Genomic DNA, 15,548 nt, shown 5'->3' on the forward strand with positions numbered 1-15,548 from the left:
GGCTCGCGCGGTCGGCGTCAACGGTTCGCCACCAGATCCTGCCGACCGCGGCCCGCTGGGAGGGCAGGCATCCGGACGGTATGGACTGAGACCCGTCCTACCTAGACCTGGCGCTGACATGGCGTCGACGTCTAGATGTCCACACCTCGCCTGGCGGAAAAGCCGTCACCGCGACCGCACCTATTCCGAGGGTGCGGGGAAGCAGGGAGCCGCCCCGGGCTCGGGGGGACCAACCCGAGGCGGCTCGTCTGGAAGTGGAGCCGCCTCGGAGCGGGGGGAAACCGAGGCGGCTCCCGCGGATGGGGACAGCGCTCCCGCCAGCAGCAGCGTCCCGAGCCGCGGCCCGCAGTAGCAGGCGTCCGGACGCTAGGCCTAAGCCGCGTCTCACCCAATAGGTGGGTTCACGAAGCGAGCGTTTGCTGCTTGCTGCGGCGGCACCATGGTATGAACCGCCGTCCCCACGACTGCACCTGCGCGGCGTCCCACCGCTACCGTCCGCCCATGCCTCAGCGCAAGGGCATCCCCCGCCCGGCCGACGTCGAGCGGATGCAGCGTGCGGTGGAGCTGAAGAAGCTCGCCGAGCTCGAACTGGCCGACGCGGTCGTGACCGCGATGCGCAACGGCGGGAGCATCCGGGAGGTCGCCGCGGCGTGCGGGCTGTCGGAAGCAACGGTCATGCGCTGGCGCCAGGGCAAGGGCCTGCCGACGCACGACGACATCGTCGTGAAGCCGGCCAGGGAGCGACGCGAGCGGCTCTACGAGGCGTACCCCGGCCTCCGCGCGGTCTTCGGTGACACGTCTCGCCACGACTGAGGAACGTTCGACCAGAGCGGGTACCTGATGTGTTCCCCGAGCCACGTCACCACCACCCCTCCGGAGGGGGCCGCGCGGCTTCAGTCGCGGGTCAACACGACGGCGCTGCTGAACCGGCGTCGTCGTCGCCCGGGGCTCCCCCGACGGGTCCCCGGGCGACCACCACGGTCCGTTCGGCGCGGCCAGCTCGGTCGGCTCGAACGACAGAACCGCCCCCGGCTCAGGAGCGAGGGGCGGTCCGTGTCTGTGTGGCGCAGCGGTCAGTGCTGGTGGGCGCTGTTCGCGGTGCGGTCGTTCTGGTCGTCGTCGTAGAAGTCGCGGCTGCCGGACTTCGCGAGTCCGCGGCTGACCATGTAGCCGATGGTGAGGAGGGTGACGTAGAACCAGGCCTCCTGCGCGCCGAAGTCCGAGGCGTCGACCATGGCGGAGGCGATGAGAACGCCGATGACGGCCGCGACGTAGGCGATGAGCTCGGTCGTCTTGAAGGACGCCTTCGTCTCGGTGCTGATGCGGCGGCCGGTGTGGTTCGTGGTGTCGTTCGTGTGTGCAGACATGCGCGTGTACTCCTTGAAGGTGTGCCGCCAGGCTGCTGACCCCATGATGTTCGGCAGCCGGCTGGGCACTTCGGGGGAAGCCGCGCCAAGGCGGCTGAGATCCCAGTACCCCTCTCGGCGGCAACGCAACACCCCACTGGGGTGAGGGTGCGACCCGCCGGGTGCCTACCCAGCAGGGACATCTCGCCGACCGTGTCGCCGGGCCCGAGCACCGCCAGGATGCTCGGGCGGCCGCTCGCCGTCGTGCGGGTCAGCTTCCGGCACCCTCAATTCACTGGGTCATCGTGCCCTGTCCGCGGTCGTCCCGGCTGCCACACGCCGAAGTCGGAGCCGTTCGACCGGGTCCCCGGCCACGAGGTGCTCGGCGACGACCGCGCCGGCCGCGGCCCGGTCGACGCCGCCGTACCAGACGTCGTCGGGGTGGACCGTGACGACAGGGGCCCGGTTGCAGGGGAACTGGCAGCCGGTCTGGGTGAGCAGCACGTCGTCGTCGCCGAGGTCGTGCCGGGCGAGCTCGACGACGAGTGCGGCGGCGGTTTCCTCCGCGCCCGCGGCGGTGCACCGGGGCCCGCGGCAGACGAGGACCTGGTGGCGGTGGCGCGGGACGTCCTCCCACGCGGCGGAGCGCAGGCCGGGCCCGGCCCCGGTGACCGGCCGGGCGCGCGCGACCAGGTCGTCCCACGCCGCCTCGTCGGCGAGGTACGCCGGGGCGGTGAGCAGCTCGGGCGCGCCGGCGCCGTACGTCGCCCACCAGTGCGCGGCGACCCGGCGCAGCCACGACACCCCCGGCCCGGTCGCGCCGCCGACCCCGACGAGGACGACCCGGGCGGCGCCGTCGTCGGCCAGCCGCGTGAGCACCGTGCCCAGCCCGGGGGAGCCGAGCTGAATGAAGGCGAGCTCGGCGCCGACGCGACGCGCGAGCGCCAGCAGCTCCGCCCGGCGGGCAGGGTCGGCGGGCGTCGTGCCGACAAGGACGTACGCCGTCACCGGGGTCCTCCGGAGGGGCCGTCCCAGACCAGGTGCTGCCGGGGCAGGCGGGGGTGCGGCGCGAGGGACGCCTCGACGCCGTACACCTCGCCGAGCAACGGCGCGGTGAGCGCGTCGCCGACCGTGCCGTCGCCACGGACCCGGCCCCCGTCGAGCACCACCACGTCGTCGCAGAACGCTGCGGCCAGCTCCAGGTCGTGCAGCGCCGCGACCGCCGTCAGGCCGAGCTCGCGGACCAGCGAGAGGAAGCGCAGCTGCTGGCCCAGGTCGAGGTGGTTGGTCGGCTCGTCGAGCAGCAGCACCTCCGGCTCCTGCGCCAGTGTCCGCCCGAGGTGGGCGCGTTGTCGTTCGCCGCCCGAGAGCGTGCCCCAGAGCCGCTCCGCGAGCGGGGCCAGCCCCACCATCTCGAGCACCTCCTCGACGACGTCCGCACCGCGCGTGTCCCGCGCCGCGCCGCCGAGCCGACCGCGGTGGGGGAGCCGGCCGAGCGTGACGACCTCGCGGACGGTGAGGTCGACCGTGGTGGCGGCGTGCTGCTCGACGAGCGCGACCGTCCGGGCCCGCCGCCGGTCCGGCAGCGACCGGAGGTCGGTGCCCCCGACCCGCACCACGCCGGCGTCGGGACGACGCAGTCCGGCCAGCACGTGCAGCAGCGTGGTCTTGCCCGAGCCGTTGGGGCCGAGCAGCCCGGTCACCCGACCGCCCGCGGCCCGCAGCCCGACCGAGTCGAGCACGGTCCGGTCGCCGAGCCGAACGGTCACCCCCTCGGCCGTGACCTCGAGCAGGTCGCCGTGGGCAGCCCGGTGGACGCAGTTCTCGCGGTGGCTCATCCGACGGTCCTCCTCGCCATCAGCCAGACCAGGACGGGGACGCCGATGAGCGCGGTCAGGGCACCGATCGGCACCTCCTGTCCGTCGACCAGGGAACGCGCCGCGGTGTCGGCCCAGACGAGGAGCACCGCGCCCGCGACCGCCGAGGCAGGCAGCAGGGCCCGGTGCCGCGAGCCCACGAGCGGACGCACCAGGTGTGGCACGACGAGCCCCACGAACCCGATCGCGCCGGCGTACGCGACGGTCGTGGCGGTGACCAGCGCCGTGCCCACCATCAGGACCCACCGGGTGGCGGTCACGGGGACGCCGAGCGAGCGGGCAGAGGTCTCGCCGAACGCGAACGCGTCGAGCCGCTCGGCGTACGCCAGGAACCACACCAGCGCGACCACGGCGGCACCGACGAGCACGAGCGCGCTGCCCCAGCGGAGGCCGGCGAGCGAGCCCAGCGTCCAGGCGAGCACCCGGCGCGCGGCGTCCCCCTGCCCGTGCATGATCACGACCACCGAGGTGTAGGCGCCGCACAGGTGCGCGACCGCCACGCCGGCCAGGACCGTGCGGTGCGGGCGGAGCGCGCCGCCCCCGGCCGACGCGACCAGGAGCACGGCGGCGAGCGCGGCGAGCGCGCCGGCGAACGCGGCGGCCGGGAGGACGGCGCCCGCGGCGAGGCCGCCGACGCCCACGCCCAGCACGATCACGCTGACCGCACCCACCCCGGCGCCGCTGGAGACGCCGAGCAGGAACGGGTCGGCCAGGTCGTTGCGGGTCAGCGACTGCAGCACGGCGCCGCTGGACGCCAGCACGGCCCCGACGGCGACCGCGCCGAGGATCCGCGGCAGCCGCAGCTGCCAGACCAGCTGGTCCTCCAGCAGCGTCACGTCGAGCTCACCCGCCCCGGCCCGGCGCGCCAGCACCGCCAGCACGCGGGCCACCGGCACGTCGACCGAGCCCACCCCCAGCGCGATCGCGCAGCTGCCGACGAGCACCGCCAGCCCGCCGAGCGCCAGGAGCCCGAGACCGGTCCGGCCGCGGGCGCCCCGCAGGCTCACCCATCCAGCCCGAGCTCGCCGAGCTGTCCGGCGAGCGAGGCGGCCCCGTCGACCAGCCGCACGCCGGCGGTCGAGGCGGAGAACGGCACCACGGCGTAGCGCTGCTCCCGGACCGCGGTGAGCCCGCTCAGCACCGGGTCGGACTCCAGGTAGGCCCGCTTGTCCGCGGCCCGGTCCCAGACGGCGTCCACCAGCACGATGACGTCGGGGTCGGCGGCCAGCACGTCCTCCCAGCTGCCCTCGGCCCAGGAGCCGGGCAGGTCGCCGAAGACGTTGGTCGCGCCCACGGCGTCCAGCACCAGCTGCGGACCGCCGTCGCCGGCGCCGACGTTCGGTGACTTCGTGCCGCCGTCCCACCAGAGGACGTCGAGGCCTTCGCCGGCCGCCCCGGACCGCAGGTCAGCGAGCTGGTCCTCCTGCTCGTCCCGGAGCCGCTCGGCGGCTTCGGGGTGGCCCAGGGCGCTCGCGACGTCGGTGACCTCGTCCCAGACGGCCTCGAACGAGGCCTCGGGGCGGTCAGTGGCCTCAGGACAGCCGAACGGGGAGAGGTAGGAGCCGACGCCCGAGGCGGCGAGGTCGTCCTGCGTGCCGGCCACGGCCGGTTCGAAGGCGCTCGCGTAGGAGGCGTAGACGAAGTCGGGACGGGCGGCCAGCAGCTGCTCGTTGGTGGGGTACTCCGCCGACAGCGCCGGCACGGCGTCGTACGCCGCCTGCCACTCCTCGGGGACGGCGTCGTCGAGGTAGGCCGTGCCGGCGAGCTGGTCGGCCAGCCCGAGGGCCAGGACGACCTCGGTGGCGCCCTGGTTGAGGGTCACCACCTCGGACGGCGGCTCGTCGACGGTGACCTCGTGGCCGCAGCTGGTGACGGTGACCGGGAACCGGTCGGAGGACGTGGGCGGGGCGGACCCGGTCGCCGGCGCCCCGGTGCAGCCGGACAGCAGCCCGGCCGCGAGGACGAGCCCGCCGAGCCTGCGGAGCCGGGCGGTGGACGGTCCGGTGGACGGGACGGTGGGCAGGGTCGGACGCAGGACGGTACGACGGATCATCGGTGGTGCTCTCTTCCAGGAACCCTCGTGGAGGTGAAGCGCCGTGGCCGGTCTCCTGGCTCGCGCATCGACGTCCGACGACCGACCTTCCCAGGCTCGCGCCCAGTGGTCCTGACACCTGGGTGTCAGTGAGGTCGCGGGACTCCGCGCTCACAGTGGCGAGGGCCGCGCCGGTCTCGCACCGGCTTCCCGTTCACCACGGCAGGCGGAACCTACCACCGCGCCGCCGAGCTCGTCGGTGCAGTCCGCGGTCGGCCGGCCGACCACCCACGCCAGGGCCGGACCCGGGGCGTTCACGACGGGCGTCCGCGGGTCCGGCTCGGGCCGGGCGACGACGACCACCGGCACGCCGAGGTCGGCCGCAGCGTCGAGCTTGGGACGGGTGTAGGTGCCGCCGGAGTCCTTGGTGACCAGCACGTCAGAGCCGTGCTCGCGCATAACGGCGAGGTCGCCCGGGAGCGTGTACGGGCCGCGGCTCGTCAGCAGCGACCAGGTCGGGGGCACGTCGATGTCGGGCGGGTCCACGACGCGGGCCAGCACGTCGCGGTCGCCGAGGTGGGGGACGAAGGCGGCCAGCTCCTGCCGCCCGACGGTGAGGAACGGACGCCGGCCCAGCGCGGCGGCCCGCTCCGCGGCGGCGGCGTGCGTGGCGACGTACGTCCAGGCCGGGTCGGGCTCCCACCCAGGCCGCTCCAGCCGCAGCAGCGGGACGCCCTCGGCGGTGCAGGCCGCGACGGCGTTCGCGCTGATCCCCCGAGCGAACGGGTGCGTCGCGTCGACCACGACGTCGTACGCCGCCAGCTCGGCGCGCAGGCCGGCCACCCCTCCGAAGCCGCCGATCCGCACCGGCCCGACCGGCAGCCGCGGTCGCGCGACCCGGCCGGCCAGCGACGAGGTGACGTCCACCCCGGCGTCGACGAGGAGCCGCGCGAGCTCGCGGGCCTCGGCGGTGCCGCCGAGCAGCAGCACCCTCATCGGACGAGCCCCAGCTCGAGGGTCGGCAGGTCCGGCGGGGGGCCGGAGCGGGCGAGGGCGAGCAGCGCGCCGACGTCGAGGTGCTCCTCGACCAGGTCGGCCAGCAGCTCCAGCCGGCGCTCGCGCGCGGCGGGGAAGGACACCTCGGACCGCGCGAGGCCGGCGACCTCGGCGAGGAACGCCGCGCGGAACGCGTCGCCCTCGAGGCTGCCGTGCCACATCGTCCCGAGGACGGCACCGGACCGGGCGCCGCCGACGAACTCCTCGCAGCCGGCGTCCCGGGAGACCCGTCCGTGGTGGATCTCGTAGCCGGTGGTGGTGGCGCCGAGCGCCTCGCCGACCGGGAGCCGCAGGACCTTGTCGCGGGCGAACGTGGTGCTCACGGGCAGCAGGCCCAGCCCCTCGGCGTGCGCCCCGGCGGGGCCCTCGACGCCCTCGGGATCGCGGATCTCCCGGCCCAGCATCTGGAAGCCGCCGCAGATCCCGAGCAGCGGTCGGCCGGCTGCGACGTGGCGGGCGAGGGCGGCGTCGAGGCCGCGGGCGCGCAGCCACGCGAGGTCGGCCAGGGTGGCGCGCGTCCCGGGCAGGACGACCAGGTGGGCGTCGGCGAGGTCGCGCGGGTGCGAGACGAAGACGACGTCGAGATCCGGTTCGAGCCCGAGCGCGTCGACGTCGGTGAAGTTGCTGATGCGCGGCAGCCGGACGACCGCGACGCGGACCCCGTCGCCGGCCCGGGCGCGCTGGCCCTCGAGGTCGAGCGCGTCCTCGGAGTCCAGCCCGACGTCGGGGTGCCACGGCAGCACGCCGTGCACGGGTCGCCCGGTCAGCTCCTGCAGCCGCTCCACCCCTGGGCGCAGCAGCCCGAGGTCGCCGCGGAACTTGTTGACCACGAAGCCCGCCACCAGCGCCTGGTCGGCCGGCTCCAGCACCGCCAGCGTCCCGAGCATCGCGGCGAACAGGCCGCCGCGGTCGATGTCGCCGACGACCACCACCGGCAGGTCGGCGTGGCGGGCCAGGCCCAGGTTGACGTAGTCGCTCGCGCGGAGGTTCACCTCGGCCGGGCTGCCGGCGCCCTCGGCGACCACGACGTCGTACCGCCCGGCCAGGTCGTCGTACGCCGCGTGCGCGGCCGTCGCGAGGTGCCGCCGGCCGGTCGCGAAGTCGGTCGCTGCGACCTCCCCGGCGGGCCGGCCCAGCACCACCACGTGGCTGCGGTGGTCCGAGCCGGGCTTGAGCAGCACCGGGTTCATCGCCGGCTCGGGGGTGACCCGGGCGGCGAGCGCCTGCACCCACTGCGCCCGGCCGATCTCGGCCGGGGTGCCGTCGCGGTCGTGGCAGACCATCGAGTTGTTGGACATGTTCTGCGCCTTGTACGGCGCCACCGACACCCCCCGGCGCGCGAACGCACGGCACAGCCCGGTCGTGACCACCGACTTGCCGGCGTCGGAGGTCGTGCCGGCCACCAGCAGGCCGCTCACCGTGGCGCCCGCAGCAAGTAGCAGTCCATCACCCAGCCGGCCTCGTCGCGGGCGGCCTCGTGGGCGGCCCGCACCTCGTCGAGGACCTCGCCGACGCGGCCGACCACCACCCGCTCGCCGGTCGCGCCGAGGTTCGCGCCCCACCAGATCCGCCAGTCCGGCAGGCCGTCGAGCCCGTCGAGGCTCGCGGCCGACCCCAGCATGACGACGAGGTTTCGCTGGCCGGCGGCGACGTCGTCGGCCAGCCGCCGCGCGGTCGTGAGGTGCACCGGCTGGCCGACCTCGTGCAGCACGACGCGGTGGCGCGCGGCGAGCACCTGCGGGGCGCTGACCCCTGGCACCACGTCCCACGTCAGCTCCGTGCGCGCGGCGACCTGCTCGAGCACCCGCAGGGTCGAGTCGTAGAGCGAGGGGTCGCCCCACACGAGGTACGTCGCCGTGCCGCCGCGCGCGCCGAGCACCCGCGCCCACGCGTCCGCGCGCGCCGCGTGCCAGGCAGCCACCGCGCCCGGGTAGTCCGCCGGGTCGGCGCGGTCGCGCTCAGCGTCGACCACCTCGACGAGGTCGAGCCCGTGGTCGGCGGCCACCCGCCGGCGTACCTCGAGCAGCTCGTCGTGCTCGCCCTTGCGGACCGCCACGACGTAGTCGGAGCCAGCCAGCGCGGCTGCGCCCTCGGCGGTCAGGTGCTGTCGCCCCATGCCCAGGCCGACGACGTGGACGTGTGTCACTGGTCCCCGTCCTCGAGGTCGCCCTCGACCTCGAGGTAGACCTTCTGCAGCGAGGCGAGCGTCTCGGCGTCCGGCTCGGCCCACAGCCCGCGGTCGGCCGCCTCGTGCAGCCGCTCCACGATGCCGCGCAGCGCCCACGGGTTGGAGCGGCGCAGGAAGTCCTGGTTGGTCTCGTCGAGCACGTAGGAGGCGGCCAGCGACTCGTACATCCAGTCGTGCACCACGCCGGCGGTCGCATCGAAGCCGAAGAGGTAGTCCACCGTCGCGGCCAGCTCGAAGGCACCCTTGTAGCCGTGCCGCTGCATCGCCGCGATCCAGCGCGGGTTGACCACGCGGGCGCGGAAGACGCGGTTGGTCTCCTCCTGCAGGGAGCGGGTCCGCACGGCGTCGGGAGTGGTCGAGTCGCCGACGTACGCCTTGGGATCCGCGCCGGTGAGCGCGCGGACGGTGGCGACCATCCCGCCGTGATACTGGAAGTAGTCGTCGGAGTCGGCGATGTCGTGCTCGGCGGAGTCGACGTTCTTCGCCGCCACCTTGATGCGGCGGTACGCCGCGCGCATGTCGTCGGCGGCGGGTGCGCCATCGAGGCCGCGGCCGTAGGCGAAGCCCCCCCACGCGGTGTAGACCTCCGCCAGGTCGTTGTCGTCGCGCCAGGTCCCGGACTCGACGACCTGCAGGATGCCGGCCCCGTAGGAACCCGGCTTCGACCCGAAGATCCGGGTGGTCGCGCGTCGCTCGTCGCCGTGCTCGGCCAGGTCCGCCCGGGCGTGGGCGCGCACGAAGTTCAGCTCGTCGGGCTCGTCGAGGTCCGCCACCAGCCGCACCGCGTCGTCCAGCATCGCCACCACGTGCGGGAAGGCGTCGCGGAAGAATCCGGAGATCCGCACCGTCACGTCGATCCGGGGCCGGCCGAGCTCCGCGAGGTCGATCACGGCGAGCTCGCTGACCCGACGCGACATCTCGTCCCAGACCGGCCGCACGCCGAGCAGGGCCAGCACCTCGGCCACGTCGTCGCCGGACGTGCGCATCGCACTGGTGCCCCACACCGACAAGCCCACCGAGGTGGGGTGCTCGCCGGTCTCGTCGAGGTAGCGCCGCACGAGCGACTCGGCCATCGCCTGCCCGGTCTGCCAGGCCAACCGCGACGGGACCGCACGCGGGTCGACGGTGTAGAAGTTCCGCCCGGTCGGCAGCACGTTGACCAGGCCGCGCAGCGGTGACCCGGACGGTCCCGCGGCGACGTACCCCCCGTCGAGCGCGTGCAGCAGCGCGTCCATCTCGTCGGTCGTGGCCGCCAGGCGGGGGACCACCTCGGTGGCGGCGAAGCGCAGGGCGGCGCGGACATCCGCGTCCTCGTGCAGCGCGTCGACGGCGTCCGGGTCCCACCCGGCGTCGGCCAGCGCCGTGACCAGCCCGCGCGCCTGCGCCTCGACGGCGTCGACCTCGGCAGTGCCCGCTCCCTCGGTGAGCCCCAGCGCGGTCCGCAGGCCGGGGACCGCGTGCCCGACGCCGCCCCACACCTGGGACGCGCGGAGGACCGCGAGCACGAGGTTGACCAGCGCCTCGCCGGTCGGCGGCTGCCCCAGGACGTGCAGGCCGTCGCGGATCTGGACGTCCTTGATCTCGCACAGCCAACCGTCGACGTGGAGCAGGAAGTCGTCGAAGTCGTCGTCCTCGGGCCTCTCCTCGAGACCGAGGTCGCGGTGGAGCTCGGCGGCCTTCATCAGCTGCCAGATCTCGCCGCGGATCGCCGGCAGCTTGGCCGGGTCCATCGCGGCGATGTTGCCGTGCTCGTCGAGCAGCTGCTCCAGTCGCGCGATGTCGCCGTAGGACTCCGCCCGCGCCATCGGCGGCACCAGGTGGTCCACGATCGTCGCGTGCGCGCGCCGCTTGGCCTGCGCGCCCTCGCCGGGGTCGTTGACGAGGAACGGGTAGAACAGCGGCAGGTCGCCCAGCACCGCGTCCGTGCCGCACTCCGCCGACAGCGCGGCGTTCTTGCCCGGCAGCCACTCCAGCGAGCCGTGCTTGCCGACGTGGACCACCGCGTGCGCGCCGAAGCCGCCCTCGGCCTCGGGTGCCTCGAGCCAGCGGTACGCCGCGAGGTAGTGGTGCGTGGGGGCGAGGTCGGGGTCGTGGTAGATCGCGACCGGGTTCTCCCCGAAGCCTCGGGGCGGCTGGATCATGAGCACGACGTTGCCGGCCACCAGCGTGGCCAGCACGAGCTCGCCGGCGTCGTTGACGAACAGGCTGCCCGGCGCCTCCCCCCAGGCCGCGGCGATCTCCTCGCGCAGCGCGGCCGGCAGGTGCGCCGTCCACGCGGCGTACTGCTCGGGCGCCACGCGCACGTGGGCGTCGGTCAGCTGGCCGGAGGTCAGCCACTCCTCGTCCTGCCCGCCCGCGGCGATCAGCGCGTGGATGAGCGCGTCGCCGGCCTCGGTGTCGTCCTCGAGGTCGAGGCCCGGCACCGCGCCGGCGCCGCCGAGGTCGTAGCCGGCGTCGCGCAGCCGGCGCAGCAGCCGGACGGTGCTGACCGGGGTGTCGAGCCCGACGGCGTTGCCGATCCGCGAGTGCTTGGTGGGGTACGCCGACAGCACCAGCGCCACCTTCTTCTCGCCGTTGGGCACGTGGCGGAGGCGGGCGTGGTTGACCGCGAGGCCGGCGACCCGTCGGCAGCGCTCCTCGTCGGCGACGTAGCGGGGGAGCCCGTCGGGGTCGACCTCCTTGAAGGAGAACGGCACGGTGATGATCCGACCGTCGAACTCCGGGATCGCCACCTGGTTGGCCGAGTCCAGCGGCGTCACGCCGTCGTCGTTGGCCTCCCACTCCGCCCGGCTGCTGGTCAGGCACAGCCCCTGCAGCACGGGCAGGTCGAGCGCCGCGATCCGCTCGACGTCCCACGCCTCGTCGTCGCCGCCGGCGCTCGCCGACGCCGGCACGCTGCCGCCGGCTGCCAGCACGGTCACGACCAGGGCGTCGAAGGTCGCGAGCTCCTCGAACAGCGCGTCGGGCGCGCTGCGCAGGGAGCCCGCGAAGACGGGTACTCCGACGGCGGCGCCGGTCGCGTCGACGGCGTCGGCCAGGGCGTGGACGAAGTCGGTGTTCCCGCTGCTGTGGTGGGCGCGGTAGTAGAGGATCCCCACCCGTGGCAGGTCCGCGCGGGTCGTGCCCGTGCCCGTGGTTGGCGCGGGCCGCTCGGCGACGCCCCACGCCGGGACCGGACGCGGCGGCTCGAAGCCCTCGCCGGTGAGAAGCACGGTGTCGGAGAGGAACCCGTGCAGCTGGGCGAGGTTCTCCGGGCCGCCCTCGGCGAGGTAGCGGTGTGCCTCGGCCGCGACGCCCATCGGCACCGACGAGAGCTCCATCAGCTCCGCGTTCGGCTGCTGCTCACCGCCCAGCACGACCAGTGGCACGCCGGTCTCGCGGATACGCCGGAACCCGCTGCACAGGTCCTCGGGACCGCCCAGGATCCGGGCGACGACCAGGTCGGCGCCCTCCAGCGCCGCGGCCATGGATTGGTGTGCGGGCCGGGCGGGGTTGGCCAGCGTGTAGCCGGCACCCGAGGCCCGCGCCGAGAGCAGGTCGGTGTCGGACGTGGACAGCAGGCAGATGCGGGCAGGGTCGGCCATGGCCGGGTCCTCCTCCGGGGTTCTCGCCCCGTCGAACGGTCGGATCGGACCCACGACGAGTGTCTGGCTGACGACCCGGAGGTCGCGTCACAGTGGCGGAACCGCCCCGGAGTCTCACCGGGTTCCTGCGCAGCGGGCGTGGCCGGAGCCTACGGGACGGGCCCGGGCCGCCGGTCAGGAGCCACGCGGCGTACGCGGCTCCTCCGGGGTCGGGCCGTCGGCCACCGCGCGCCACCGGGCCCGGGGCTCCCGGACCCGGTGGCACCGCGATCTCAGCCGCGGCCGCGCGTGGGGACGAACCGCACGCTGCCCGACCCCACCTCGAAGACGGCCACGCCGTCGCGCGTGCCGAGGTACCGCGCGTCCGTGCGTCCGACGGCCCGGTAGGTGGTCCGGTCGGAGGCCGGCAGCTCGACCCGGGCCGTCACGTTGACCGGGACGTCCGCCTCCAGCCGGACGCCGTGCTGGCTGCGGGTCCAGTCGAGCGAGACGACGCCGCGCTGGGTGGGCACGGAGCCGGATGCGTGCTCCAGACCTGTGGCCGGCGGGGCCAGGACGACGGTCTCGGCGCCGGGCTCGCCGAGCCGGATGCCGAGCATCGTCTCGATCACGTCGACCGCCGCCTGGGCGCCCCAGCCGTGCGACTGGCTGAAGTTACTGCCGGGGTCGAGGGTCCAGGCCTCCCAGGTGAAGGTGCCGCCCTGGTCGAGGATGCGTGCCCAGCCCAGGTCGTCGGGATTGGTCAGCAGCCGCAGCACCGCGTCCGGCCGGCCGGCGTCGGAGAGTGCCTGCAGCAGCCAGTGGGCGGTCATCGGCCCCTGCTTCATGCCCATCGAGGACAGGTGCTCGGCCAGCGCCGGCAGGTCCTCCTCGGGGGCGACGTCGAACGCCACGGCGTACGACGTCGAGTGCTGGCCGGCGTGCGTCGACTGGGTCCCGTCGGCGTGCAGGCCGTCGACGTAGACGCCGTCCGGGCGACGCAGCCGGTCGTTCATCGCGCCGACGAGGGCCCGCTCGGAGTCGCGGAGCTCGGCGACCTCGGAAGCAGGACGCCCGACGACCTCCGCCATGTCTGCGGTGCGGCGCAGGACCTCGACGCCGAGGGCGTTGATGACGGTGCGGGCGGCGGCGTCCATGTCGTAGCCGAACCGCCCCGGCTCCGGCCAGTCGATGATGCCGTAGCGGTAGGCGCCGCTGCCGCCGGAGAGGTTGGTGACGAGGCCGGCGGTCGGGCCCTCGTCGGGGATGTGGCGCAGCACGTAGCCCGCGGTCTCCCGGATGGCCGGGTACGCCTCGCGGATGAGGGTCTCGTCGCCCGTGACCTCGTACCAGCGCCAGACCCAGTCGACGAACATCTCGGTGTAGTCGGGGATGTCACGCTTGCCGTCCCCGTTGGGGTACACGGCGTTGTAGCGGCCGGCGTCGGCGCCGGAGCTCCAGAACCGCTGCTGGGACTGGAGGAACTCCCGGATCGCCTGGCGGGTCGCGGTCCGCTCGCCGAAGCCCTGCATGGTGGCGTAGGAGATGTTGGCGGCGTCGCCGAGGAACTGACCCTTCTCCCGGGTCGGCGTGTCCACGAACTGCTCCTGCACCGACCACAGCGCGGATCGCTGCATCATGTCCCAGACCGCATCGAGCGTCGGGTCGCTGCTGGAGAACGTGGCCTCCGGGCCCTCGACGTCGGTGTGGACGAGGACGGCGGAGACGTCGTCGACCGTGACGTCCTCGCCCGCCTGGGGGATCTCGAGGTAGCGGAACCCGAGGTGCGTCCAGGCCTCCCACGTCTGCTCGCCGTCGTCCTGGATGTAGGGGAAGGACATGTCGGTCCCCTGGGTGGCGAGCGTGGAGGTCGCGACCCGGCCGTTGTCGGTCAGCTCGTAGCCGGCGCGCAGCACCACGGTGCGACCCGCGACGCCGTCCTGGAAGCGGACCACAGGACGAGCGGGGACGACCTTCCCGAAGTCGGCGACCAGCGTGCCGTCGGCCGCGGTGAGGATCCGCTCCGGGGCGATGATCGACTCCTCCATGCGGGTCTCCTGGCCCGAGAGGTGCGTGAACGGCGCGACCGGGTGCTGACCCACCACGGTCGCCGGCTGCCAGGAACCCGCGTCGAAGCCGGGCCGGGCCCAGCCGTCGATGACGGCGCGGCCGTCCTGGGCGTCGACACGGTCGCCCTCCCCGTTGCGACGGTTGCCGCTCACGAACCGGGTGTCGCGGGTGAGGCGCCAGCTGCCGTCGGTGGTGACGACCTGCCGAGTGCCGTCAGCGTGCTCGACGACCAGCTTGTGGAGCAGGCCGGGCGCGGCGGCAGGACGACCCTGACCGCTGCCGTACCAGTGGTAGCGGATGCCGATCGCGAGCGTCCGGCCGGCGGTGACCAGGTCGGTCACGTCGGTGGCCTGGTAGTAGCCCTCGCCCGGGTAGGCGAAGGAGGTCCCGCGGTCGGCGCGCTTCCCGTCGAGGAACAGCTCGTAGGTGTGGTTGGCCGCGGTGTACGCGCGGGCCCGGACGACGGGGCTGTCGGCGACGGGGACCTCGGTGCGGGCGAGCGTGTAGTCGTCCGCCTCGCCGGTCGTGCGGCGGATCCAGGAGGCGCCCTCCCAGTCGCCGTCGCCGATGCCGGTCTCGAAGGTGGCGGGCGCCGACCATCCGGAGGACCGGTCGGTGACGTCCCAGGTGCGGACGGTCCAGCGGTAGTCGTCCCCGCTGCGCAGGGCCGGCCCGGAGTACTCGACGTGGGACTGCTCGTCGGAGGCGACCTTGCCGGAGTCCCAGACGGTCCTGCCCGTGCTCGCGTCGAGGACCCGCAGCTGGTAGGCCGTCTGCACCTCGCCCGGGTCGCGGTCCTGCGGCTGCCAGCCGAAGAGCGGTGCGCCCTCGACGTTCAGCGGGCGGGTCTGGTCATCGACCGTCAGGGCGAGCGGAGCGTCCGGGGCGTGCGCGGCCCGGCCGGGTCCGCCGGTGGCAGGCGCCACCACGAGGCCGGTCGCTGCGAGCGTGCCGGTGACGGCCGCCGCGGCGAGCCACGCGGCGCTGCGCCGTCCGCGGCCGACCGGTCGTGCGGAGGTGGGGGGAGTGGCGTTCATCTGCGTCCTCTCGGGTGCCGCAGGGGGAGGCGGCACGTCAGGAGCGCGCGGGCCCGGCACGCGAGGGGTCGCGAGGGCGCACCAAGGCGCCGCCCGACACCGCGTCGTCCCGAGACCGGCGCCCGATTGAAACCTTTCAATCCTGGCATCAACGACGCTAATGTGGTGACGGCGGTCACGTCAAGGACGGCAACGGCTGAGCCGGGAACGACGAAGCCCCCGCCGGCCAGGCCGGAGGGGCCTTCGTTCGAGGAGCAACTTCTGTGTCCGAGGGGGGACTTGAACCCCCACGCCCTAATACGGGCACTAGCACCTCAAGCTAGCGCGTCTGCCAATTCCGCCACCCGGACGAGTGCGGAGAAAAAGTACTACAGAGGTG

Annotated in this window: 10 protein-coding genes, 1 tRNA gene, 2 pseudogenes and 1 riboswitch; of the genes and pseudogenes, 1 reads left to right on the forward strand and 12 read right to left on the reverse strand. The window is 74.5% G+C overall.

Annotation, left to right across the window (positions count from 1 at the left end; all coding sequences use genetic code 11):
• The first annotated feature begins 501 nt into the window (after positions 1–501).
• Positions 502–813 (forward strand): helix-turn-helix domain-containing protein, encoded by a 312-nt coding sequence (locus H7344_RS02825; RefSeq protein ID WP_186344471.1) that lies wholly within the window; start codon positions 502–504, stop codon positions 811–813.
• A 260-nt stretch (positions 814–1,073) separates the two neighbouring features.
• Here the strand turns inward: H7344_RS02825 and H7344_RS02830 are convergent, their stop codons facing one another.
• The 12 genes and pseudogenes from H7344_RS02830 to H7344_RS02880 form a co-directional block, all read right to left on the reverse strand.
• The gene (locus H7344_RS02830; protein WP_186344472.1) at positions 1,074–1,367 is read right to left on the reverse strand and encodes a hypothetical protein; all 294 of its coding nucleotides are present in this window, start codon (positions 1,365–1,367) and stop codon (positions 1,074–1,076) included.
• 152 nt (positions 1,368–1,519) lie between these two features.
• Positions 1,520–1,621 (reverse strand): annotated as a pseudogene (locus H7344_RS21350) (cyclic nucleotide-binding domain-containing protein); the annotation flags it as partial.
• A 25-nt stretch (positions 1,622–1,646) separates the two neighbouring features.
• Positions 1,647–2,354: a (2Fe-2S) ferredoxin domain-containing protein gene (locus H7344_RS02835; RefSeq protein WP_186344473.1), complete on the reverse strand. Its 708-nt coding sequence runs from the start codon at positions 2,352–2,354 to the stop codon at positions 1,647–1,649.
• Positions 2,351–3,184: an ABC transporter ATP-binding protein gene (locus tag H7344_RS02840; protein WP_186344474.1), complete on the reverse strand. Its 834-nt coding sequence runs from the start codon at positions 3,182–3,184 to the stop codon at positions 2,351–2,353. Before H7344_RS02840 ends, H7344_RS02835 begins: the two co-directional genes overlap by 4 nt.
• Positions 3,181–4,224, reverse strand: a complete 1,044-nt coding sequence (locus H7344_RS02845) for a FecCD family ABC transporter permease (protein ID WP_186344637.1) — start codon at positions 4,222–4,224, stop codon at positions 3,181–3,183. The genes H7344_RS02840 and H7344_RS02845 overlap by 4 nt, the downstream gene beginning before the upstream one ends.
• A gap of 2 nt (positions 4,225–4,226) precedes the next feature.
• Complete coding sequence (locus H7344_RS02850) at positions 4,227–5,276, reverse strand: ABC transporter substrate-binding protein (protein ID WP_186344475.1); 1,050 nt, start codon at positions 5,274–5,276, stop codon at positions 4,227–4,229.
• Positions 5,277–5,304: 28 nt separating this feature from the next.
• A riboswitch (cobalamin riboswitch) is annotated at positions 5,305–5,492 on the reverse strand.
• A gap of 63 nt (positions 5,493–5,555) precedes the next feature.
• Positions 5,556–6,251: pseudogene (locus H7344_RS02855) on the reverse strand (cobalt-precorrin-6A reductase); the annotation flags it as partial.
• Entirely contained in the window at positions 6,248–7,729 is a 1,482-nt protein-coding gene (locus tag H7344_RS02860) for a cobyric acid synthase (protein WP_186344476.1), read from the reverse strand. The gene H7344_RS02860 and the pseudogene H7344_RS02855, both read right to left, overlap by 4 nt.
• Positions 7,726–8,457 carry a precorrin-6A synthase (deacetylating) gene (cobF, locus tag H7344_RS02865; RefSeq protein ID WP_229706773.1) on the reverse strand — a complete coding sequence of 244 codons (732 nt, stop codon included), beginning with the start codon at positions 8,455–8,457 and terminating at the stop codon, positions 7,726–7,728. Before cobF ends, H7344_RS02860 begins: the two co-directional genes overlap by 4 nt.
• On the reverse strand, positions 8,454–12,083 hold the full coding sequence (gene cobN / locus H7344_RS02870) for a cobaltochelatase subunit CobN (protein WP_186344477.1): 3,630 nt from the start codon (positions 12,081–12,083) through the stop codon (positions 8,454–8,456). The genes cobF and cobN overlap by 4 nt, the downstream gene beginning before the upstream one ends.
• A gap of 272 nt (positions 12,084–12,355) precedes the next feature.
• The gene (locus H7344_RS02875) at positions 12,356–15,169 is read right to left on the reverse strand and encodes a family 78 glycoside hydrolase catalytic domain (RefSeq protein ID WP_186344478.1); all 2,814 of its coding nucleotides are present in this window, start codon (positions 15,167–15,169) and stop codon (positions 12,356–12,358) included.
• Positions 15,170–15,433: 264 nt separating this feature from the next.
• Positions 15,434–15,519, reverse strand: a tRNA-Leu gene (locus tag H7344_RS02880).
• Positions 15,520–15,548: the final 29 nt, after the last annotated feature.

It is taken from the genome of Nocardioides deserti, assembly GCF_014266025.1.
Taxonomy (GTDB): domain Bacteria; phylum Actinomycetota; class Actinomycetes; order Propionibacteriales; family Nocardioidaceae; genus Nocardioides; species Nocardioides deserti.

Coding starts and splice junctions, on each gene's coding strand:
- H7344_RS02825 (WP_186344471.1), top strand. CDS start 502: ATGCCTCAGCGCAAGGGCATCCCCCGCCCGGCCGACGTCGAGCGGATG.
- H7344_RS02830 (WP_186344472.1), bottom strand. CDS start 1,367: ATGTCTGCACACACGAACGACACCACGAACCACACCGGCCGCCGCATC.
- H7344_RS02840 (WP_186344474.1), bottom strand. CDS start 3,184: ATGAGCCACCGCGAGAACTGCGTCCACCGGGCTGCCCACGGCGACCTG.
- H7344_RS02850 (WP_186344475.1), bottom strand. CDS start 5,276: ATGATCCGTCGTACCGTCCTGCGTCCGACCCTGCCCACCGTCCCGTCC.
- cobN (WP_186344477.1), bottom strand. CDS start 12,083: ATGGCCGACCCTGCCCGCATCTGCCTGCTGTCCACGTCCGACACCGAC.
- H7344_RS02875 (WP_186344478.1), bottom strand. CDS start 15,169: ATGAACGCCACTCCCCCCACCTCCGCACGACCGGTCGGCCGCGGACGG.